23 protein-coding genes and 1 tRNA gene are annotated in these 19766 nt (G+C 63.5%); 3 read left to right on the top strand and 21 right to left on the bottom strand.

Annotation, left to right across the window (positions count from 1 at the left end):
- Positions 1 to 13 precede the first annotated feature (13 nt).
- The 15 genes from ispG to trmJ all read right to left on the bottom strand — a co-directional run bounded on the left by ispG (position 14) and on the right by trmJ (position 11859).
- Positions 14 to 1123, bottom strand: coding sequence for a flavodoxin-dependent (E)-4-hydroxy-3-methylbut-2-enyl-diphosphate synthase (gene ispG / locus ACI2KK_RS00895; RefSeq protein ID WP_217840218.1), 1110 nt, complete (start codon positions 1121 to 1123; stop codon positions 14 to 16).
- 3 nt (positions 1124 to 1126) lie between these two features.
- Positions 1127 to 2146, bottom strand: coding sequence for a RodZ domain-containing protein (locus ACI2KK_RS00890; protein WP_404667542.1), 1020 nt, complete (start codon positions 2144 to 2146; stop codon positions 1127 to 1129).
- Positions 2143 to 2904: a type IV pilus biogenesis/stability protein PilW gene (gene pilW / locus ACI2KK_RS00885; RefSeq protein ID WP_404667541.1), complete on the bottom strand. Its 762-nt coding sequence runs from the start codon at positions 2902 to 2904 to the stop codon at positions 2143 to 2145. The genes ACI2KK_RS00890 and pilW overlap by 4 nt, the downstream gene beginning before the upstream one ends.
- A 15-nt stretch (positions 2905 to 2919) precedes the next feature.
- Complete coding sequence (rlmN, locus tag ACI2KK_RS00880; RefSeq protein ID WP_404667540.1) at positions 2920 to 4062, bottom strand: 23S rRNA (adenine(2503)-C(2))-methyltransferase RlmN; 1143 nt, start codon at positions 4060 to 4062, stop codon at positions 2920 to 2922.
- Positions 4063 to 4090: 28 nt separating this feature from the next.
- Entirely contained in the window at positions 4091 to 4516 is a 426-nt protein-coding gene (ndk, locus tag ACI2KK_RS00875) for a nucleoside-diphosphate kinase (protein ID WP_008092560.1), read from the bottom strand.
- 89 nt (positions 4517 to 4605) lie between these two features.
- Positions 4606 to 4806 carry a Fe-S cluster assembly protein IscX gene (gene iscX, locus ACI2KK_RS00870; protein WP_016393987.1) on the bottom strand — a complete coding sequence of 67 codons (201 nt, stop codon included), beginning with the start codon at positions 4804 to 4806 and terminating at the stop codon, positions 4606 to 4608.
- An 11-nt stretch (positions 4807 to 4817) separates the two neighbouring features.
- Entirely contained in the window at positions 4818 to 5159 is a 342-nt protein-coding gene (gene fdx, locus ACI2KK_RS00865; protein WP_304548609.1) for an ISC system 2Fe-2S type ferredoxin, read from the bottom strand.
- Positions 5160 to 5162: 3 nt separating this feature from the next.
- A complete protein-coding gene (gene hscA, locus ACI2KK_RS00860) occupies positions 5163 to 7025 on the bottom strand; it encodes a Fe-S protein assembly chaperone HscA (RefSeq protein ID WP_404667539.1) in 1863 nt (620 codons plus the stop codon).
- Between the two features lie 43 nt (positions 7026 to 7068).
- The gene (gene hscB / locus ACI2KK_RS00855) at positions 7069 to 7590 is read right to left on the bottom strand and encodes a co-chaperone HscB (protein WP_404667538.1); all 522 of its coding nucleotides are present in this window, start codon (positions 7588 to 7590) and stop codon (positions 7069 to 7071) included.
- Positions 7591 to 7598: 8 nt separating this feature from the next.
- A complete protein-coding gene (iscA, locus tag ACI2KK_RS00850) occupies positions 7599 to 7922 on the bottom strand; it encodes an iron-sulfur cluster assembly protein IscA (RefSeq protein ID WP_003248536.1) in 324 nt (107 codons plus the stop codon).
- A 28-nt stretch (positions 7923 to 7950) separates the two neighbouring features.
- Complete coding sequence (iscU, locus tag ACI2KK_RS00845) at positions 7951 to 8337, bottom strand: Fe-S cluster assembly scaffold IscU (RefSeq protein WP_007929523.1); 387 nt, start codon at positions 8335 to 8337, stop codon at positions 7951 to 7953.
- 46 nt (positions 8338 to 8383) lie between these two features.
- Positions 8384 to 9598 carry an IscS subfamily cysteine desulfurase gene (locus ACI2KK_RS00840; RefSeq protein ID WP_404667537.1) on the bottom strand — a complete coding sequence of 405 codons (1215 nt, stop codon included), beginning with the start codon at positions 9596 to 9598 and terminating at the stop codon, positions 8384 to 8386.
- Between the two features lie 42 nt (positions 9599 to 9640).
- The gene (gene iscR, locus ACI2KK_RS00835; protein WP_050704358.1) at positions 9641 to 10132 is read right to left on the bottom strand and encodes a Fe-S cluster assembly transcriptional regulator IscR; all 492 of its coding nucleotides are present in this window, start codon (positions 10130 to 10132) and stop codon (positions 9641 to 9643) included.
- 167 nt (positions 10133 to 10299) lie between these two features.
- Positions 10300 to 11100, bottom strand: coding sequence for a serine O-acetyltransferase (gene cysE / locus ACI2KK_RS00830; RefSeq protein ID WP_217840225.1), 801 nt, complete (start codon positions 11098 to 11100; stop codon positions 10300 to 10302).
- A gap of 3 nt (positions 11101 to 11103) precedes the next feature.
- Positions 11104 to 11859 carry a tRNA (cytosine(32)/uridine(32)-2'-O)-methyltransferase TrmJ gene (gene trmJ, locus ACI2KK_RS00825; protein ID WP_404667536.1) on the bottom strand — a complete coding sequence of 252 codons (756 nt, stop codon included), beginning with the start codon at positions 11857 to 11859 and terminating at the stop codon, positions 11104 to 11106.
- Positions 11860 to 12010: 151 nt separating this feature from the next.
- Here trmJ and suhB point away from each other — a divergent pair, with 151 nt between their 5' ends.
- Positions 12011 to 12829 (top strand): inositol-phosphate phosphatase, encoded by an 819-nt coding sequence (gene suhB, locus ACI2KK_RS00820; protein ID WP_217886407.1) that lies wholly within the window; start codon positions 12011 to 12013, stop codon positions 12827 to 12829.
- A gap of 209 nt (positions 12830 to 13038) precedes the next feature.
- On the opposite strand, the gene ACI2KK_RS00815 is transcribed toward suhB, so the two are convergent.
- The 6 genes from ACI2KK_RS00815 to queA all read right to left on the bottom strand — a co-directional run bounded on the left by ACI2KK_RS00815 (position 13039) and on the right by queA (position 19113).
- Positions 13039 to 13587, bottom strand: a complete 549-nt coding sequence (locus ACI2KK_RS00815; protein WP_369987998.1) for a glycine zipper 2TM domain-containing protein — start codon at positions 13585 to 13587, stop codon at positions 13039 to 13041.
- 120 nt (positions 13588 to 13707) lie between these two features.
- On the bottom strand, positions 13708 to 14616 hold the full coding sequence (secF, locus tag ACI2KK_RS00810; RefSeq protein ID WP_404667535.1) for a protein translocase subunit SecF: 909 nt from the start codon (positions 14614 to 14616) through the stop codon (positions 13708 to 13710).
- A gap of 10 nt (positions 14617 to 14626) precedes the next feature.
- Positions 14627 to 16489 carry a protein translocase subunit SecD gene (gene secD, locus ACI2KK_RS00805; protein WP_404667534.1) on the bottom strand — a complete coding sequence of 621 codons (1863 nt, stop codon included), beginning with the start codon at positions 16487 to 16489 and terminating at the stop codon, positions 14627 to 14629.
- A 64-nt stretch (positions 16490 to 16553) separates the two neighbouring features.
- The gene (gene yajC / locus ACI2KK_RS00800) at positions 16554 to 16889 is read right to left on the bottom strand and encodes a preprotein translocase subunit YajC (protein ID WP_138218914.1); all 336 of its coding nucleotides are present in this window, start codon (positions 16887 to 16889) and stop codon (positions 16554 to 16556) included.
- A gap of 44 nt (positions 16890 to 16933) precedes the next feature.
- Complete coding sequence (tgt, locus tag ACI2KK_RS00795; RefSeq protein ID WP_014589748.1) at positions 16934 to 18049, bottom strand: tRNA guanosine(34) transglycosylase Tgt; 1116 nt, start codon at positions 18047 to 18049, stop codon at positions 16934 to 16936.
- A gap of 14 nt (positions 18050 to 18063) precedes the next feature.
- Positions 18064 to 19113 (bottom strand): tRNA preQ1(34) S-adenosylmethionine ribosyltransferase-isomerase QueA, encoded by a 1050-nt coding sequence (gene queA / locus ACI2KK_RS00790; RefSeq protein ID WP_404667533.1) that lies wholly within the window; start codon positions 19111 to 19113, stop codon positions 18064 to 18066.
- Between the two features lie 108 nt (positions 19114 to 19221).
- On the opposite strand from queA, the gene ACI2KK_RS00785 reads away from it, so the two are divergent.
- Together ACI2KK_RS00785 and ACI2KK_RS00780 are read left to right on the top strand one after the other, a co-directional pair.
- A tRNA-Leu gene (locus ACI2KK_RS00785) sits at positions 19222 to 19306 on the top strand.
- A gap of 196 nt (positions 19307 to 19502) precedes the next feature.
- The gene (locus tag ACI2KK_RS00780) at positions 19503 to 19760 is read left to right on the top strand and encodes a hypothetical protein (protein WP_404667532.1); all 258 of its coding nucleotides are present in this window, start codon (positions 19503 to 19505) and stop codon (positions 19758 to 19760) included.
- Positions 19761 to 19766 lie beyond the last annotated feature (6 nt).

The following is a 19766-nucleotide window of genomic DNA, read 5'->3' as shown; positions in this document are numbered from 1 at the left end:
TTACGAATCTGTGTCAGCCGCGGGCGATCAGCGCCGCGTCGGCCTCGGCCTTCTCGGCCGCTTTCTGGCGAATGAGCTTTTCCAGCTCGTCCACCAGGTTGTCGTTGTTCAGTTTTTGCGCAGGCTTGCCATCGATGTACACCAGGTTCGGCGTACCGCCGGTGAGGCCGACGTGCGATTCCTTGGCTTCACCCGGGCCGTTGACCACGCAGCCGATCACCGCCACGTCCAGCGGCACCAGCAGGTCTTCGAGGCGCCCTTCCAGGTCGTTCATGGTCTTGACCACATCGAAGTTCTGCCGCGAGCAGCTCGGGCAGGCGATGAAGTTGATACCACGCGAGCGCAGGCGCAGCGACTTGAGGATGTCGTAGCCGACCTTCACTTCCTCGACAGGGTCCGCCGCCAGGGAAATACGGATGGTGTCACCGATGCCTTCGGCCAGCAGCATACCGAGGCCGACGGCGGATTTCACCGTCCCCGAACGCAGGCCACCGGCTTCGGTGATGCCCAGGTGCAGCGGCTGGATGATCTGCTTGGCCAGCAGGCGGTAGGCTTCGACGGCCATGAACACGTCGGAGGCCTTGACGCTGACCTTGAAGTCCTGGAAGTCCAGGCGGTCGAGGTGCTCGACATGGCGCAGGGCAGATTCCACCAGCGCGGCGGGGGTTGGCTCGCCGTACTTCTTCTGCAGGTCCTTTTCCAGGGAGCCGGCGTTGACCCCGATGCGGATCGGGATGCCACGGTCGCGGGCGGCATCGACCACCGCGCGCACGCGGTCTTCACGGCCGATGTTGCCGGGGTTGATGCGCAAACAGTCGACGCCAAGCTCAGCCACACGCAGGGCGATCTTGTAGTCGAAGTGAATGTCGGCCACCAGCGGCACGCTGACCAGTTGCTTGATTTTGCCGAAGGCTTCGGCGGCGTCCATGTCTGGTACCGAGACGCGGACGATATCGACGCCGGCATCCACCAGGCGCTGGATCTGCCCGACGGTGGCCATGACGTCGTTGGTATCGGTGTTGGTCATGCTCTGCACCGCGATGGGGGCATCGCCGCCCACCGGCACATTGCCGACCCAGATTTTGCGGGATTCGCGACGTTTGATCGGAGATTCGCCGTGCATGACTTACTGTCCCAACTTCAGGCGAGCGGTTTCGCCACTGGTGAACGGGGCGACATCGACCGCCTGGCCGTTGTAGCTCACCTGGGCGCCACGGGCAAAGCCCAGGCGTACCGCGAACGGTGGCTTGCCGGTCAGTTCCAGGCTATCGCCCTTGCGCTTGATGGCGCTGAACAGCACCTTGCCGTTGCCGTCGGAGACCTGGGTCCAGCAATCGGCGGTGAACTGGATGTGTACATTGGCGCTGCCGGCGGCGGCGGGCGCAGCTTCGGCGGCCGGTGCCGGGGCGGCGGCCACAGGGGCGGCAGGTGCCACAGGTGCAGCCGGGGCCACTGGTGCTACCGGGTCAGCCGGTGCTGCTGCGGCAGGCGTGCTGGCCACAACCGGGGCCGGGGTGCTGACCACCGGCGCGGTGGCGATGGCCGGCGCCTCGCTGGCCGGGGCCTCGCCAGTGACGGCGGGCTCCAGTGGCAGGGTCTGGGTTTCGGGTTGCTGGGCTTCGTTGACGGCCTGGTCTTCCGGCTCGTCCAGCGGGTGGATCTGCGTGGTGCCGTCGGCGCTTTCGACCTCGACGTGCTCCAGGGCGATCTTGGCCAGGTCCTTGCCGCGCAGGCTGCCCTGGTCCTGCCACCAGACGAAGCCGCCACCGACCACGGCCACCAGCAGCAGCAGGCTGACCACGCGCAGGATGTTGTGCGACAGGCGGACGGGTTCTTCGATACGGCCGAGGGCGTGCACATCGCTGCCCTGGGCGTGGCTGCCGGTGATCTGGTCGAAGGCGGCGACCAGCGGTGCCTGGTCCATGTCCATCAGCTTGGCGTAGGCACGGATGTAACCACGGGCGAAGGTGTGCCCGGGCAGCTTGTCGAAGGCGCCGGTTTCGAGGTTGTTCAGCGAAGAAACCGTAAGGTTGAGCCTTTTTGCGACCTCAGCCTGGCTCCACTCCCGCTTTTCGCGGGCCTGGCGCAGGACATCACCGGGGTTGTGGCGGGGCGCTGCTGCTACTTCGGTGTGCGCGGCTTTCATCGTTGCTCCGACAGGTATTGCTGATATTCCGGCGTACCGGGATAAAGTCGTTGTAATTGCTGGCCCATGCGGGCCGCGGTGCCCTGATCGTCAAGGGCGCTGGCCAGGCGCGTACCCAGCAGCAGGCTGCGGGCGTCGTGGTCGCTCAACTGGCTGAAACGATCGTAATACTCCCAGGCCGGCACATAATGCCTGTTTTCGTAGGACAACTCAGCCATTTCGAGCAACGCCTTGGGTTGCCGCGGGTCCTGCCGAAGCGCCTTGTGCAAATATTGCCGGGCCTGCTCGCCTTGGCCGAGCTTGCGGGCAGTCAGGCCAAGGTTCTCGTACACCCGGGAACGCTCAGGATACAGGGTATCGGCCGCGGCAAGGCGAAACATTGCCTGGGCATCGGCAAAACGGCCCTGAGCATATAGGAAACTGCCGAAATTGTTGCGGATTCGTGTGTCGCCGGGGCGCGCCGCCAACGCCTTTTCAAAGTGCTGCAGGGCCAGCTGCGGTTCGTCCTCGGCCTGGAACACCAGCGCCAGGGCGGCGTGGGCATCGGCGTCACGGCTGTCCAGTGCCAGCGCCCTGGTTAGCGGCGCCTTGGCTTGCCCGGTCAAACCTTGTTGCAAATAGCCCAGGCCAAGCTGCACGTACGCCCTGCCCGCCTCTTCACGCCCCTGGCGGCTGGCCAGGGGGTCGCCGCCGCCGCCCGACACGCAGCCGGCCAGCAGCATGAACATGAGGACTGACAGCGCGCTGCGCAGGGCCATGGCTGCTGGTACTCGTCAGGGGCGCGCAGCGCTGTCTTGCGGCTCGTCGGCGGCGAGCTGACGCACGGCGATGTAGCGCTCGCTACGGCGGGTGCGGTCATTGACCTGGCCGACCAGCTGGCCGCAGGCGGCATCGATGTCGTCACCGCGGGTGGTGCGGGTGGTGACGTTGAAGCCGCCGTGGTGCAGCAGGTCCTGGAACCGGCGGATGGCGTTGTTGCTCGGGCGCTCGTAACCGGAATGCGGGAACGGGTTGAACGGGATCAGGTTGATCTTGCACGGCACGTCGCGCAGCAGCTCGATCATTTGCGCCGCGTGCTCAGGCTGGTCGTTGACGTCCTTGAGCAGGGTGTACTCGATGGTCAGCACACGCTTGCCGCCCAGGGTCGACATGTAGCCCATGCACGACTCCAGCAATACCTTGAGCGGGTACTTCTTGTTCAGCGGTACCAGCTTGTTGCGCAGCTCGTCGTTGGGCGCGTGCAGCGAAAGCGCAAGCGACACGTCGATGTGCTTGGCCAGCTCGTCGATCATCGGCACCACACCGGAGGTGGAGAGCGTGACGCGACGTTTGGAAATGCCATAGCCCAGATCTTCCATCATGATCTTCATGGCAGCGATGACATTGTCGAAGTTCAGCAAGGGCTCGCCCATGCCCATCATGACCACGTTGGTAATGGCGCGGTCGACTTTGGCAGGGACGGTCCCGAAGGATTTGTTGGCAAGCCACACCTGGCCGATCACTTCGGCGGCGGTGAGGTTGCTGTTGAAGCCTTGCTTGCCGGTGGAGCAGAAACTGCAGTCCAGGGCGCAGCCGGCTTGCGACGAAACGCAGAGGGTGCCGCGGTCGTCGGTGGGGATGTAGACGGTTTCGACGCAGCTGCCGGAGGCAACGCGGACCACCCATTTACGGGTGCCGTCGGCGGAAATGTCTTCACTGACCACTTCCGGGGGGCGAATCTCGGCAACGGCCTCGAGCTTTTCGCGCAAGACCTTGCCGACGTTGGTCATGTCCGCAAAGTCGGACACGCCAAAATGGTGAATCCATTTCATCACCTGACCGGCACGGAAGCGCTTCTCCCCGATTGAGTCGAAGAACTGTTCCATTTCCGCCAGGGTAAGCCCCAGCAGGTTGATCTTGTCGGTCGATGTCGTCATGGATTCACCCTCACTCCTAAGCTTTCGCTTAGCGAGTGGTTACCTCGGTAGCAGCGAAGAAGTAAGCGATTTCGCGAGCAGCGGCAGCTTCGGAGTCCGAACCGTGAACGGCGTTGGCGTCGATCGACTCGGCGAAGTCAGCACGGATGGTGCCGGCAGCAGCTTCTTTAGGGTTGGTGGCGCCCATCAGCTCACGGTTCAGAGCGATGGCGTTCTCGCCTTCCAGAACCTGAACGACAACCGGGCCGGAGGTCATGAAGGCAACCAGGTCGCCGAAGAAGCCACGAGCGCTGTGCTCGGCGTAGAAGCCTTCGGCTTCGGCCTTGGACAGTTGCTTGATTTTCGAAGCGACGATTTTCAGGCCGGCTTCTTCGAAGCGGGTGGTGATCTTGCCGATGACGTTTTTGGCGACGGCGTCAGGCTTGATGATCGAGAAAGTACGTTGAACAGCCATGGAAAACTCCAGAAATATGAGTGTTGCGAAAAATTAAACCCGCGAATTATACGCGGGTTCCAGGGGATTGCCTAACCTGCAGCGTGCGCTCAGTCGGCTTCTTCGATCCAGGCCGCCTGGATGGCCTCGAGCACTTTCTCGCCGCCGCGCGACGGATCGTCGCTGAACTCGGGCAGTGCCAGCACCCAACGGTGCAGATCGACGAAATTCACATATTTAGGATCGACTTCCGGCTTGCTTTCGGCAAGCTGGATGGCGATCTCAAGTACATCAATCCATTTCAGGCTCATGCGGACATCCCTCAGTGCGGCGCTTCGGCGGCGTGGTTGAGCGAATACTTGGGGATCTCGATGGTCAGGTCTTCGTCGGCGACCACCACCTGGCAACCCAGGCGCGACTGCGCTTCCAGGCCCCAGGCCTTGTCCAGCATGTCTTCTTCGAGCTCGTCGGCTTCTTCAAGCGAGTCGAAGCCCTTGCGCACGATGCAGTGGCAGGTGGTGCAGGCCTTGACGCCACCGCAGGCGCTTTCCATCTCGATGTGATGGTCGTGGGCCAGCTCCAGGATGTTGGTCCCGGCCGGCACGTCCACGGTCAGCCCCTCGGGGCAGAATTTTTCATGCGGCAGGAATGTCACCAGCGGCATCGGTTACTCCTCGATCTCATTCAGGTTGCGCCCGGCCAGTGCGGCTTTGACCGTCGAATCAAGGCGACGGGCGGCAAATGCATCGGTCACCTGCGACAGACGCTTGGTCTGTTGCTCGATGGCAGCGCCATCGGTGCCGGCCAGCAAATCACGTAGTTCCTGCATCTGGAAGGCAATGGCGTCGCGCTCGTCAGGGCTGAGCAGACGCTCGCCGTCGGCGTCCAGGGCGCCCTGTACTGCTTCGAGCAGGCGCTCGGCGTCGACCTGGTGCTCGCGCAACTGGCGCGCGTGCTTGTCGGAGCCTGCGTGCTCGAACGAATCCTTGAGCATGCGGGCGATCTCGCCGTCGGTCAGGCCGTACGACGGCTTGACCTGGATGCTCGATTCCACCCCCGAACCCAGCTCGCGGGCGGCGACGCTGAGCAGGCCGTCAGCGTCCACCTGGAAGGTGACGCGGATCTTCGCCGCACCGGCGACCATGGCCGGGATGCCGCGCAGTTCGAAGCGGGCCAGCGAACGGCAGTCGCTGATGAGTTCGCGCTCACCTTGCAGCACGTGGATCATCATGGCCGACTGGCCGTCTTTGTAAGTGGTGAATTCCTGGGCGCGGGCCACCGGGATGGTGGTATTGCGCGGGATCACCTTCTCCATCAGCCCGCCCATGGTCTCAAGGCCGAGCGACAGCGGGATGACATCCAGCAACAGCAGCTCGCCACCTTCGCGGCGGTTGCCGGCCAGGGTGTCGGCCTGGATGGCGGCGCCAATGGCCACCACCTGGTCGGGGTCGATGGAGGTCAGCGGGGTACGGCCGAACAGGCCGCCGACCGCTTCGCGCACACGCGGCACGCGGGTCGAACCACCGACCATCACCACGGCAGCCACTTCTTCCAGCTCGATACCGCTGTCGCGCACGGCGCGGCGGCAGGCCTTGAGGCTGCGGGCGATCAGCGGCTCGATCATGGCTTCGAAAGCGGCGCGGCTCAGTTCGCCCTGCCAGGCGCCGTGACGCACGCTGACCACATCGCTGTCGGTCAGGGCTTCTTTCGCCGCGCAAGCGGCCTGCAGCAGCTGGCGCTGGGTGGCCGGATCGAGGTCGGCGGACAGCCCGGCCTGTTCGATGATCCAGCCGGCGATGGCGTGGTCGAAGTCGTCACCACCCAGGGCGGTGTCGCCACCGGTGGCCAGCACCTCGAACACCCCGGCGGTCAGGCGCAGGATGGAGATGTCGAAAGTACCGCCGCCCAGGTCGAAAATCGCCACCACGCCTTCGGCATTCTGGTCCAGGCCGTAGGCCACGGCGGCAGCGGTGGGTTCGTTGAGCAGGCGCAGTACGTTCAGGCCGGCCAGACGCGCGGCGTCCTTGGTGGCCTGGCGCTGAGCGTCGTCGAAATAGGCCGGCACGGTGATCACCGCACCCACCAGTTCGCCGCCCAGGGTGTCTTCAGCGCGCTGGCGCAGCACCTTGAGGATATCGGCAGACACTTCCACCGGGCTCTTGGCGCCCTGCACGGTGTCGATGAACGGCATGTGCGACTCGCCGCCGACGAAGCGGTATGGCAGTTGATCACCCAGTTGCTTGACGTCGGCCAGGCCACGGCCCATCAGGCGCTTGACCGACATGATGGTGTTCAGCGGGTCGCTGGCGGCGGCGTCGCGGGCGGCCTGGCCGACTTCGATGGCGGCGTCCAAGTAACGCACTGCCGACGGCAGAATGACGTTGCCCTGGGCATCGGGCAGCGGTTCGCTGCGCCCGCTGCGCAAGGCGGCGACGAGGGAGTTGGTGGTGCCCAGGTCGATGCCCACCGCCAGGCGGCGCTGGTGCGGCTGGGGGCTCTGACCGGGTTCGGCGATCTGCAGTAGGGCCATGCTTGTCTGGGTACCTTAGGCGTCGTCACGGGCGACGCCGGGGTTAATCGTCGAGGCGCTCTTCGAGTTGGCGCACTTCTTGGGCGAGCTTGTCGAGGAACTGCATGCGGCGCATCAGGCGCTCGGCCTGCTCGCGCTCGGCAGCTACATCCCAGCAGCCGGCGAAATCCTCGTTGAGGGTGCTCTGGGCGGCCTTGAGGCGCTTCTTGAACACGGCAACGCCGTCCAGGTCGGCTTCGTCCTGCAAGTCTTCGAGCTCTTCGCGCCACTGCATCTGCTGCAACAGGAAGTCCGGGTCGTGCACGGTGACTTCCTGGGGCACCTCGTGGCCGCCGATGGCCAGCAGGTAGCGGGCTCGGCGCGGGGCGCTGCGCAGGGTCTGGTAGGCATCGTTCAGCGCCGCGGACTTTTCCAGGGCAACGCGCTGCTCACGCTCGGAAGCGTCGGCGAAGCGGTCCGGATGGACCTCGCGGGCCAGTTCGCGATAACGCGTGGCCAGTTTGTCGAGGTCCAGGCTGAAGCCGGGTTGCAGGTCGAACAGGGCGAAATGGCAAGGAGTACCCACGGCAAGCCTCAAACGTTGAAGCTTTCGCCGCAGCCACACTCACCGCGCACGTTGGGGTTGTTGAACTTGAAGCCTTCGTTCAACCCTTCCTTGACGAAGTCCAGCTCGGTGCCGTCGAGGTATACCAGGCTTTTCGGGTCGATGATGACCTTCACGCCGTGGTTCTCGAACACCTGGTCTTCGTCAGCCAGCTCGTCGACGAACTCCAGCACGTAGGCCAGGCCCGAGCAGCCGGTGGTGCGCACGCCCAGGCGAATGCCCTCACCCTTGCCGCGCCCGTCGAGGGAGCGGCGAATGTGGTTGGCGGCGGCTTCTGTCATGCTGATAGCCATCGGAACTCCTTACCTTGCAACAGGCGACTTAGATCAAGCCTTTCTTCTGCTTGTAATCGCGAACGGCTGCCTTGATGGCATCTTCGGCGAGTACCGAGCAGTGGATCTTGACCGGCGGCAACGCCAGTTCTTCGGCCAGCTGGGTGTTCTTGATGGTTTCGGCTTCGTCCAGGGTCTTGCCCTTCATCCACTCGGTGGCGAGGGAGCTGGAGGCGATGGCCGAACCGCAGCCGTAGGTCTTGAACTTGGCGTCTTCGATGATGCCTTGCTCGTTGACCTTGATCTGCAGACGCATCACGTCACCGCACGCCGGGGCGCCGACCATGCCGGTACCGACATCCGGGTCCTCGGCGTTCATCTTGCCGACGTTGCGTGGGTTTTCGTAGTGGTCGATGACCTTTTCACTGTATGCCATGGTGCAATTCCTTCCTCATCAGGGAGCCGCTCTTGCCGGCGACTGCTTAGTGGGCGGCCCACTCGATCTTGGAGATGTCGACGCCGTCTTTGTACATGTCCCACAGCGGCGAGAGTTCGCGCAGCTTGTTGACCGCCTTGCAGACTTCCTGCGCGGCGTAGTCGACTTCTTCTTCAGTGGTGAAGCGGCCGAAGGAGAAGCGGATCGAGCTGTGTGCCAGTTCGTCGTTGCGGCCCAGGGCGCGCAGCACGTAGGACGGCTCGAGCGAAGCGGAGGTGCAGGCCGAACCGGACGATACGGCGATGTCTTTCAGCGACATCAGCAGCGACTCGCCTTCGACGTAGTTGAAGCTCAGGTTCAGGTTGTGCGGTACGCGAGCGGTGCTGCTGCCGTTGACGTACAGCTCTTCAAGGTCGGAGACCTGCTTGAAGAAGCGGTCGCTCAGGGCCTTGATGCGCACGTTTTCAGCGGCCATTTCCTGCTTGGCAATGGCGAAGGCTTCGCCCATGCCGACGATCTGGTGGGTCGGCAGGGTGCCGGAGCGCATGCCACGCTCGTGGCCGCCGCCATGGATGATGGCTTCAAGGCGTACACGCGGCTTGCGGCTGACGTACAGCGCGCCGATACCTTTGGGGCCGTAGACCTTGTGCGCCGAGAACGACATCAGGTCGACTTTCAGCTTTTGCAGGTCGATTTCGACCTTGCCGGCCGACTGGGCGGCATCGACGTGGAACAGTACGCCGCGAGCGCGGGTCAGTTCACCGATGGCAGCGATGTCGTTGATCGAGCCGACTTCGTTGTTCACGTGCATCAGCGAGACCAGGATGGTGTCGTCGCGCAGCACCGCCTCGACCATGGCCGGGGTGACGATGCCGTCTTCGCCTGGTTCGAGGTAGGTGACTTCGAAACCTTCACGCTCCAGCTGGCGGGCAGTGTCCAACACCGCCTTGTGCTCGATCTTGGAGGTGATGATGTGCTTGCCCTTGGTCTGATAGAAGTGCGCAACACCCTTCAGCGCCAGGTTGTCGGACTCGGTGGCACCGCTGGTCCAGACGATCTCGCGCGGGTCGGCGTTGATCAGCTCGGCCACCTGGCGGCGGCCGTTCTCGACGGCTTCTTCAGCCTTCCAGCCGAACACGTGGGAACGCGAGGCCGGGTTACCGAAGTTCCCGTCGACCAGCAGGCAGTCGGCCATTTTCTGGGCAACGCGCGGGTCGACCGGGGTGGTCGCGGAGTAATCGAGGTAGATCGGCAACTTCATTGAGTATCTCCTATCAGGCGGTGGCGTCGCTCGTCGCGGTTATCAGTCGACGGCGGACGTCTCAATCTTGTCCAGCTGGGCAACACGGCCCGCGACACGGCGCAGGTCCTGGCGTTGGGCGACTTCTTGCACCTCGCGGCGCATGACGAGGTCGGCCAAGCTGATGCCACTGAGGAATTCATGGATCTGCTGGCTCAGATCGCACCACAGGTGGTGAGTCAGGCAGGTATCGCCGGCATGGCAATCCCCCAGGCCCTGGCAACGGGTGGCATCGACCGATTCGTTGACCGCATCGATGACCTGGGCCACCTGGATGGTTTCCATGCCCCGCGACAGCTGGTAGCCGCCGCCCGGGCCGCGAACGCTGGAAACCAGGCTGCTGCGGCGCAGCTTGGCGAACAGCTGCTCCAGATAAGAGAGGGAAATGCCCTGGCGCTCGGAAATATCGGCCAAAGACACCGGCCCATGCTGCGCGTGCAACGCCAGGTCAAGCATGGCGGTCACGGCGTATCGGCCTTTGGTAGTCAGTCGCATGGCGTATGGTTACCACGGGAGTTACAGGATGTGTGCGAGTATGCGATTCCCGAGCATTTAAGTCAACTATTAGACCTACTGCTTTAGTCGGGTATGCATGTGGAAGGCGGGCGCGAGTGTAGCAGACAAGGGGCGCAAGCACACGCCCCATGTGCCGGACGGCGCAATCAATGCGGCTGAGTGTCGCCCTGCTTGGCCTCGGTACAGGCTTCGGCGCAGGCGTCGGCGAACTCGTCGTCGGGCAGCGCCGGCAGCTCCTTGGCGCAGTAGTCACTGCCCATCCGGGTCAGCGCGCCACACATCCCCTCCAGGCGCTCGTCGACGGCCTGCAGGTGGTCGAGCATCTGGCCGATGGCGCGGGCCACGGGGTCGGGCATGTCGCCGCTGACACCGTAGGCGTCGAAGCCGATCTTCTCGGCCATGGCCTTGCGCTTGGCCTCTACGGCGTCGTCTTCGCTCTTGACGATGATGCGCCCGGGGATACCCACCGCCGTGGCGCCGGCCGGCACCGCCTTGGTGACCACCGCGTTGGAGCCGATCTTGGCCCCGGCACCGACGGTGAACGGGCCCAGCACCTTGGCGCCGGCGCCCACCACCACGCCGTTTTCCAGCGTGGGGTGGCGCTTGCCTTTATTCCAGCTGGTGCCGCCCAGGGTCACGCCCTGGTAAAGGGTCACGTCGTCACCGATTTCGGCAGTTTCGCCAATGACGATGCCCATGCCGTGGTCGATGAAGAAGCGCCGGCCGATGGTGGCGCCGGGGTGGATCTCGATGCCGGTCATCCAGCGGCCGAAGTTCGACACCAGGCGGGCCAGCCACTTGAAGTCGCGCTTCCACAGGGCGTTGCCCAGGCGATGCAGCCAGATGGCGTGCATGCCCGGGTAGCAGGTCAGTACCTCGAAGGCGTTGCGCGCCGCCGGGTCACGATGGAACACGCTTTGAATATCTTCACGCAGACGCTCGAACATGTTTCAGTCCTTCCGTTTATGCGGCTCGCCCCGAGCGACTTTTTGAGTCTCGGTGAGGATGCCGCGCAAAATGCTCATTTCCGTACGCTCTACCGAGCTGCGCCCGTACAGCCGGCGCAGGCGCGCCATCAGGTGCTTGGGCTTTTCCGGGTCGAGGAAGCCGATGCCCACCAGGGTTTGCTCCAGGTGGTCGTAGAAGCGCTCCATTTCGTCCAGGGTCGCCAACTCGCAGGCGTTGTCCTTTTCGACTTTCGAAGGCTCACCCTGCCCGGCCAGCCAGGCCATGCGCACCTCATAGGCGAGCACTTGCACCGCGGCAGCCAGGTTCAGCGAGCTGAAGTCGGGGTTCGAAGGAATGTGCACGTGGAAGTGACATCGCTGCAGTTCGTCGTTGGTCAGGCCGGCGTGTTCGCGACCGAACACCAGGGCGATTTCCTCGCCGACGGCGGCGCGCTCGACAGCCTTGACCGCGCACTCGCGCGGGTCGAGCAGCGGCCAGGGGATGCTGCGCTCGCGAGCGCTGGTGCCGATCGCCAGGTTGCAACCGACCAGCGCATCTTCAAGGCTTTCGACCACCTGGGCACTGGCCAGGATGTCGTCGGCGCCCGAGGCGCGGGCAGAGGCTTCAGAGGACGGAAACTCCTTCGGTTGCACCAGCACCAGGCGCGACAGGCCCATGTTTTTCATGGCACGCGCAGCGCCGCCGATGTTACCGGGGTGGCTGGTATTGACCAGAACAACACGAATATTCTGCAACAAGGTGTTGAGCTCACGGATACAGATGAAGGGGCAAATGATCTTACAGAACCGACGGGCGTAACGCCACGAATGCGCATGTCACCCTTCTGCCGAAGCAGATTTCTGATAGACTATGCGGCTTTCCTCTTTAACATCCCCAGGTGAAACGCCCATGCAGCCTATGCTGAATATCGCCCTGCGCGCCGCTCGCAGCGCCAGTGAACTGATTTTCCGCTCCATCGAACGCCTGGATAGCATCAAAGTCGACGAGAAGCAGGCCAAGGACTATGTGTCCGAGGTTGACCGCGCCGCTGAAAAAGTCATCGTCGAGGCCCTGCGCAAGGCTTACCCGAACCACTCCATCCAAGGTGAAGAGACCGGCCTGCACGCCGGCTCCGGTGAAGAAGGCAAGGACTACCTGTGGATCATCGACCCGCTCGATGGCACCACCAACTTCCTGCGTGGCGTTCCTCACTTTGCGGTCAGCATCGCTTGCAAATACCGCGGCCGCCTCGAGCACGCGGTCATCGTCGACCCGGTGCGCCAGGAAGAATTCACCGCCAGCCGTGGCCGTGGCGCCCAGGTCAATGGCCGTCGCCTGCGCGTCAGCTCGCGCACCAGCCTTGAAGGCGCCCTGCTGGGTACCGGCTTCCCGTTCCGCGACAATCAAATGGCCGACCTGGACAACTACCTGGGCATGTTCCGTGCGCTGACCGGCCAGACCGCCGGCATCCGCCGCGCCGGCTCCGCCAGCCTGGACCTCGCCTATGTAGCGGCCGGCCGCTTCGACGCCTTCTGGGAGTCGGGCCTGTCCGAGTGGGACATGGCTGCAGGCGTGCTGCTGATTCAGGAAGCAGGCGGCCTGGTGAGCGACTTCAACGGTGGCCACGACTTCCTCGAGAAGGGCCACATCGTTGCCGGCAACATCAAGTGCTTCAAGGCAGTGCTGACGGCGATCCAGCCGCACCTGCCGGAATACATGAAGCGCTGATTGCTTCGGGCATAAAAAAAGCACCCTTCTGGGTGCTTTTTTTTGCGCCATTCCCAGCCAGCAACGCGATCTGCCTTGTGTAGGAGCGGCCTTGCGTCGCGAAAGGGGTGCGAAGAGCCCCCGGGATCTGCGGCCCACCACAAAGTTGCCGGGGCTGCTACGCAGCCCTTTCGCGACGCAAGGCCGCTCCTACAAGGGGCGCGCAAACCTCACTGCCCCGGCTGATTCTGCCCCAGCACCAGCTTGCCGTTCTTGTCCAACGGAATGGTCGAGCCCGGCTCGTGGTCCATCTTCACCTTGCCCACCTGGTCACCGATCGAATAGGTGACGTTGTAGCCCACCACCTTCTCGCTCAGGTCGTTGACCGTGTTGCAGCGGGTTTGCGTGGTGGTGTAGGTGTCACGCTCCTGCATGTATTCCTGGGCCTTGTTGCCCGCATAGCCACCCCCCACGGCGCCAGCCACGGTAGCGATCTTCTTGCCGGTACCGCCGCCGATCTGGTTGCCCAGCAGGCCACCGGCCAGGGCACCGACCACGGTGCCGGCGATCTGGTGCTGGTCCTTGACCGGGGCCTGGCGGGTCACCGCCACGTCCTTGCACACCTCACGCGGGGTTTTCACTTGCTGCTTGATCGGCTGCACGTCGGTGACCTGGGCGTACTCAGGCCCCTTGTTCACCAAGCTGTAGGTCGCCACAGCACCTCCGGCGGTAACACCGACAGCACCCAGAACCGCACCCACCAGCATTGATTTGTTCACGTGAACCTCCTGATCGTCACTACGGGTTCCAGCCCGCTTTCTCCCAGCCTTGGAGCAAAAAAAAAGGCGCGAGTTCAACACTCGCGCCTCTCTTTACGCCAAGCGGCGTAGGAAAACCCGTTACGGACGGTCGTCCACACCCTCGGTTTTCACCGGCGGAATCAGGTCTTCGCTGTTCAGGTTCAGCCAGATCAGCACCACGTTGGCGATGTAGATCGACGAGTAGGTACCCGCCATGACACCGATGAACAGGGCCAGGGAGAAGCCGAACAGATTGTCGCCGCCGAAGAACAGCAGCGCGGCGATGGCCAGCAAGGTCGACACCGAAGTGGCGATGGTGCGCAGCAGGGTCTGGGTGGTCGAGACGTTGATGTTCTCGATCAGCGACGCCTTGCGCATTACCCGGAAGTTCTCACGCACCCGGTCGAACACGACGATGGTGTCGTTCAGCGAGTAGCCGATGATCGCCAGTACCGCCGCCAGCACCGTCAGGTCGAAGGTGATCTGGAAGAACGACAGGATACCCAGGGTGACCACCACGTCGTGGATCAGCGAGATGATCGCGCCCACGGCGAACTTCCACTGGAAGCGGAACGCCAGGTAGATGAGGATGCCGCCGAGCGCCAGCAGCATGCCCATGCCGCCCTGGTCGCGCAGCTCTTCACCCACCTGGGGGCCGACGAACTCGACGCGCTTGAGGGTGGCCGGGTTGTCACCGCCGGCCTTTTGCAGGGCAGCAGCGACCTTGTTGCCCAGTTGCGGGTCATCACCCGGCATACGCACCAGCAGGTCGGTGGTAGCGCCGAAGCTCTGCACCACGGCCTCGTGGAAGCCGGAGTCGACCAGCTCGGCACGTACGGCCTTGAGGTCTGCCGGGCGCTCGTAGGTCAGCTCGATCAGCGTACCGCCGGTGAAGTCCAGGCCGAAGTTCAGGCCCTTCTGCCACCAGCTGAACAGCGCCAGCACGGTGAGGAGCACGGTAATGGCGAACGCGACATTGCGCACGCCCATGAAGTTGATGGTTTTCATCGCAGCTCCCTCAAACCCACAGCTTCTTGATGTCACGCCCGCCACAGGTCAGGTTGACCATGGCACGGGTCACCATGACCGCGGTGAACATCGAGGTGAAAATCCCGAGGGACATGGTAACCGCGAAGCCCTTGACCGGGCCGGTACCCATGGCGAACAGGATGCCGCCCACCAGCAAGCTGGTCAGGTTGGCGTCGATGATCGCGGTGTAGGCACGGTTGAAGCCTTCGTGGATGGCGCGCTGCACCGACATGCCGGCTTTGAGCTCCTCACGGATACGCGAGAAGATCAGCACGTTGGCGTCCACCGCCATACCCATGGTCAACACGATACCGGCGATACCTGGCAGGGTCAGCGTAGCGCCCAGCAGCGACATCAGGGCCAGCAGCAGCACCATGTTGCCCGCCAGGGCGATGGTGGCGATCACGCCGAAGCCGCGGTAGATGGCGATGATGAACAGCGAGACGAACAGCATGCCCCACAGGGATGCGTCGATACCCTTGGTGATGTTGTCGGCACCCAGGCTTGGGCCAATGGTACGTTCTTCGGCGAAGTACATCGGCGCGGCCAGACCACCGGCACGCAGCAGCAGGGCGAGTTCGGACGATTCACCCTGGCCGTTCAGGCCGGTGATGCGGAACTGGCTGCCCAGCGGCGACTGGATGGTCGCCAGGCTGATGATCTTCTTCTCTTCCTGGAAGCTCTGCACGGCCACGTCTTTTTCGACGCCGTCGACAGTCTGCTTGACGTAGCGGGTAACCGGCTTCTGCTCGATGAAGATCACCGCCATGCTGCGCCCGACGTTGGTGCGGGTAGCACGGCTCATCAGCTCGCCGCCGTGGCCGTCGAGGCGAATGTTCACCTGCGGGCGGCCGTGCTCGTCGAAGCTGGCCTGGGCGTCGGTCACCTGGTCACCGGTGATGATCAGGCCACGCTCGACCGGCGCGGAGCGGCCGCCTTCACGGAACTCGAACACCTCGGTGGTGGCCTTGGATGCGCCCGGTTCGGCACCGAAGCGGAACTCCAGGTTGGCGGTTTTACCGAGAATACGCTTGGCTTCTGCGGTGTCCTGCACGCCTGGCAGCTCGACCACGATGCGGTTGGCACCCTGGCGCTGTACCAGCGGTTCGGCAACGCCCAGCTCGTTGACCCGGTTGCGAACGGTGGTCAGGTTCTGCTTGATCGAGTATTCGCGGATCTCGGCGACTTTTGCCTGAGTCAGCGCCAGACGCAGCACGGCGAGCTCGTTGCGCTCGGTGGTGGTCAGGTCGAAGTCATTGAAATTCTTGCGGATCAGGCTACGGGCCTGTTCGCGGGTAGCATCGTCGGCGAAGCCCAGCATGATGCCGCCATCCTGCTGAGGCAGGCTGCGGTAGCGGACGCGCTCTTTGCGCAGCAAGGTCTTGACCTCGCCTTCGTAGACTTTCATGCGAGCGGTCATGGCCTTGTCCATGTCCACTTCCAGCAGGAAGTGCACACCACCGGACAGGTCCAGGCCCAGCTTCATCGGGCTTGCGCCCAGGTTGCGCAGCCACTGCGGGGTGGTCTGGGCCAGGTTCAGGGCCACGACGTAATCATCGCCCAGTGCACGGCGCACCACATCCTTGGCCGGCAGTTGGTCTTCCTGGCTGGTCAAGCGGATCAGCCCGCTGCCCTTCTCGCCCAGGCTTGCGCCCTTGACGGTGATCTTGGCATCGGCCAGCGCCTTGCTGACGCGGTCGAGGTCGGCCTGGTTCACCTGCAGCGCCGAGCTGGCACCGCTGATCTGCACCGCCGGGTCATCCGGGTAAAGGTTGGGAGCGGAATAAATGAAACCGACCACCAGTACCAGCACGATCAGTGCATATTTCCACAGAGGGTATTTGTTCAGCATCACGCCGCCCGTTCAAGACGCGGGGCGCTTTGCGCGCCCCGACTGGAAAAATGAAACCGGTAACTCAGATAGCCTTGAGCGTACCTTTTGGCAGGGTCGCGGCAATTGCGCCCTTCTGGAACTTCAGCTCGACGTTGTCCGACACTTCCAGAACCACGAAGTCATCGGAAACTTTGACGATCTTGCCAGCGATACCACCGTTGGTGACCACTTCGTCACCTTTTTGCAGGTTGCCCAGCAGGTTTTTCTGCTCTTTGGCACGCTTGGCCTGCGGGCGCCAGATCATCAGGTAGAAGATGACCAGGAAACCGACCAGGAAGATCCACTCGAAGCCGGTACCGGCTGGGCCGGCGGCGGGGGCTGCTGCGTCCGCGTAGGCGGCGGGAATCAAGAAGCTCATTGGGCACTCCTAATGCAATATTTTCTAATAATGGATGCGGACAGTCAGTCCAAGGGCGGCACTGGGAGCCCGCGCTTGGCGTAGAAGGCGTCGACAAAGGCGGCCAATTTACCCTGTTGAATAGCCTCGCGTAAACCGGCCATCAAGCGCTGGTAATGGCGCAAGTTGTGGATGGTATTCAGCATGCTGCTCAGCATTTCGCCGCACTTGTCCAGGTGGTGCAGGTAAGCGCGGGAGAAGTTGGTGCAGGTATAGCAGTCGCAGGTCGGATCCAGCGGCGATTCATCGTGGCGATGGAACGCGTTGCGGATCTTGATCACTCCTGTGTCAACGAACAGATGGCCGTTGCGCGCATTGCGCGTCGGCATCACGCAGTCGAACATGTCGACGCCGCGGCGCACACCCTCTACAAGATCTTCCGGCTTGCCTACCCCCATAAGGTAACGAGGTTTGTCAGCCGGCATCTGGCCCGGCAGGTAGTCCAGCACCTTGATCATCTCGTGCTTGGGCTCGCCCACCGACAGCCCGCCAATGGCCAGGCCATCGAAGCCGATGTTTTCCAGGCCTTCCAGCGAGCGCATGCGCAGGTCCTGGTACATGCCGCCCTGGACGATCCCGAACAGCGCCGCGGTGTTGTCGGCGTGGGCGTTCTTCGAGCGCTGGGCCCAGCGCAGCGACAGCTCCATGGAGGTCCGCGCCACATCGTGCTCGGCCGGGTACGGGGTGCACTCGTCGAAAATCATCACCACGTCCGAGCCCAGGTCGCGCTGCACCTGCATCGACTCTTCCGGGCCCATGAACACTTTCGAGCCATCTACTGGCGAAGCAAAGGTCACGCCCTCCTCCTTGATTTTGCGCATGGCGCCCAGGCTGAACACCTGGAAACCACCGGAATCGGTGAGGATAGGGCCTTTCCATTGCATGAAGTCGTGCAGGCCGTTGTGCTTTTTGATCACCTCAGTGCCCGGGCGCAGCCACAGGTGGAAGGTGTTGCCCAGGATCATCTCGGCGCCGATCGCCTCGATGTCGCGCGGCAGCATGCCCTTGACCGTGCCGTAGGTGCCCACCGGCATGAAGGCCGGGGTCTCGACGGTGCCACGCGGGAAGGTGATGCGGCCGCGACGGGCCTTGCCGTCGGTGGCCAGCAGTTCGAACGACATTCGACAGGTGCGACTCATGCTTGATCCTCTGGGCCGCGTGGCGCCGGATTGCGGGTGATGAACATGGCATCACCGTAACTGAAGAAGCGGTACCCGTTGTCGACCGCCGCCGCGTAGGCAGCCATGGTCTCGGGGTAACCGGCGAAGGCCGAGACCAGCATCAGCAGCGTGGACTCCGGCAGGTGGAAGTTGGTCACCAGGCAGTCGACCACATGGAACGGCCGGCCCGGGAAGATGAAGATGTCGGTATCGCCGCTGAACGCCTTGAGCACGCCGTCGCGGGCCGCGCTTTCCAGCGAGCGCACGCTGGTGGTGCCCACGGCAACCACGCGCCCGCCCCGGGCGCGGCAGGCTTCGACCGCATCGACCACATCCTGGCTCACTTCGAGCCACTCTTTATGCATGGTGTGGTCTTCGATCTTGTCGACCCGCACCGGCTGGAAGGTACCAGCGCCCACGTGCAGGGTAACGAAGGCGCGCTCGACGCCTTTGGCGGCGATCTTGGCCAGCAACTCTTCATCGAAGTGCAGCCCGGCGGTGGGCGCCGCCACGGCGCCTGCGCGCTCGGCGTAGACCGTTTGATAGCGCTCGCGGTCGGCGCCCTCGTCGGGGCGGTCGATGTACGGCGGCAACGGCATGTGGCCGACGCGCTCCAGCAGCGGCAGCACTTCTTCTGTGAAGCGCAGTTCGAACAGCGTGTCGTGGCGCGCGACCATTTCGGCCTCGCCGCCGCCGTCGATGAGAATCAGCGCGCCTTCCTTCGGTGCCTTGCTGGCCCGTACGTGGGCCAGCACCCGGTGGCTGTCGAGCACGCGCTCGACCAGCACTTCGAGCTTGCCGCCGGAGGCTTTCTGGCCGAACAGCCGCGCCGGGATCACCCGGGTGTTGTTGAACACCATCAGGTCGCCGGGGCGCAGGTAGTCGAGCAGGTCGGTGAACTGCTTGTGGGCAAGCGCGCCGCTGGGGCCGTCGAGCACGAGCAGGCGGCTGCCGTGACGCTCGGCCAGGGGGTGGCGGGCGATGAGGGAGTCTGGGAGTTCGAAGGAAAAATCGGCGACGCGCATGATGATGTTCGGTTCGGCAGGGCCGGGAAGTTTAGCCCAATGCATGAAAATTGACCATGAAAGCCGATTGACCGCCCCCATGACCCTCTCTATACTGCGGCGCCACAAGCCCTGATGGCGGAATTGGTAGACGCGGCGGATTCAAAATCCGTTTTCGAAAGGAGTGGGAGTTCGAGTCTCCCTCGGGGCACCAAATCTGAAAAAAACCGACCTTATGGTCGGTTTTTTTTTGGCCATTGGTTTGTGCACTTGTGGGCGCGGGCCAGCCATGGCTGTGGGAGCGGGCTTGCCCCGCGATGGCCCGTCCAGGGTCCCCCCTGTCGCACGGCCGGCATCAACGCTATGATCTGAACCACAGGCCGACCTGCATGCCTGTGTGGAGCGTTTCTATGAAAAGCAATCACCGCAAAGCGCCAGACCGCGAACTGGACGACATGGAAAACCAGATTTCCGGGCAAGCCCGTGTGGCGACCTCCACGGCTCACTCCCGCGCCTTGGCGGCCAGCCCAGACGGCGTACTGGTCATCGAGGCAGGCAACCTGGTACGCATCTCCCAGAACGGCCAGAAAGTCGTGATCGCCAAAGCCAAGCCACGTCGCAAGGTCAAGGTTGGCGAAGTCATCCACGTACGGCGTATCGAAGGGTAATCACCG

Origin of the sequence: Pseudomonas sp. NPDC089406 (genome assembly GCF_044900265.1) — a bacterium.
In the GTDB taxonomy this organism is placed as follows: Bacteria; Pseudomonadota; Gammaproteobacteria; order Pseudomonadales; family Pseudomonadaceae; genus Aquipseudomonas; species Aquipseudomonas fakonensis.
The sequence above is the reverse complement of the archived record's forward strand: the minus strand, read 5'-3'. Positions and strand labels throughout refer to the sequence as shown.

Coding starts and splice junctions, on each gene's coding strand:
- hscA (WP_404667539.1), bottom strand. CDS start 7,025: ATGGCCCTACTGCAGATCGCCGAACCCGGTCAGAGCCCCCAGCCGCAC.
- rlmN (WP_404667540.1), bottom strand. CDS start 4,062: ATGACGACATCGACCGACAAGATCAACCTGCTGGGGCTTACCCTGGCG.
- ACI2KK_RS00780 (WP_404667532.1), top strand. CDS start 19,503: ATGAAAAGCAATCACCGCAAAGCGCCAGACCGCGAACTGGACGACATG.
- pilW (WP_404667541.1), bottom strand. CDS start 2,904: ATGGCCCTGCGCAGCGCGCTGTCAGTCCTCATGTTCATGCTGCTGGCC.
- ACI2KK_RS00890 (WP_404667542.1), bottom strand. CDS start 2,146: ATGAAAGCCGCGCACACCGAAGTAGCAGCAGCGCCCCGCCACAACCCC.
- secF (WP_404667535.1), bottom strand. CDS start 14,616: ATGAAAACCATCAACTTCATGGGCGTGCGCAATGTCGCGTTCGCCATT.
- iscA (WP_003248536.1), bottom strand. CDS start 7,922: ATGGCTATCAGCATGACAGAAGCCGCCGCCAACCACATTCGCCGCTCC.
- secD (WP_404667534.1), bottom strand. CDS start 16,489: ATGCTGAACAAATACCCTCTGTGGAAATATGCACTGATCGTGCTGGTA.
- cysE (WP_217840225.1), bottom strand. CDS start 11,100: ATGTTCGAGCGTCTGCGTGAAGATATTCAAAGCGTGTTCCATCGTGAC.
- fdx (WP_304548609.1), bottom strand. CDS start 5,159: ATGCCGCTGGTGACATTCCTGCCGCATGAAAAATTCTGCCCCGAGGGG.
- iscR (WP_050704358.1), bottom strand. CDS start 10,132: ATGCGACTGACTACCAAAGGCCGATACGCCGTGACCGCCATGCTTGAC.
- yajC (WP_138218914.1), bottom strand. CDS start 16,889: ATGAGCTTCTTGATTCCCGCCGCCTACGCGGACGCAGCAGCCCCCGCC.
- iscX (WP_016393987.1), bottom strand. CDS start 4,806: ATGAGCCTGAAATGGATTGATGTACTTGAGATCGCCATCCAGCTTGCC.
- ispG (WP_217840218.1), bottom strand. CDS start 1,123: ATGCACGGCGAATCTCCGATCAAACGTCGCGAATCCCGCAAAATCTGG.
- tgt (WP_014589748.1), bottom strand. CDS start 18,049: ATGTCGTTCGAACTGCTGGCCACCGACGGCAAGGCCCGTCGCGGCCGC.
- suhB (WP_217886407.1), top strand. CDS start 12,011: ATGCAGCCTATGCTGAATATCGCCCTGCGCGCCGCTCGCAGCGCCAGT.
- ndk (WP_008092560.1), bottom strand. CDS start 4,516: ATGGCTGTTCAACGTACTTTCTCGATCATCAAGCCTGACGCCGTCGCC.
- ACI2KK_RS00840 (WP_404667537.1), bottom strand. CDS start 9,598: ATGAAGTTGCCGATCTACCTCGATTACTCCGCGACCACCCCGGTCGAC.
- queA (WP_404667533.1), bottom strand. CDS start 19,113: ATGCGCGTCGCCGATTTTTCCTTCGAACTCCCAGACTCCCTCATCGCC.
- iscU (WP_007929523.1), bottom strand. CDS start 8,337: ATGGCATACAGTGAAAAGGTCATCGACCACTACGAAAACCCACGCAAC.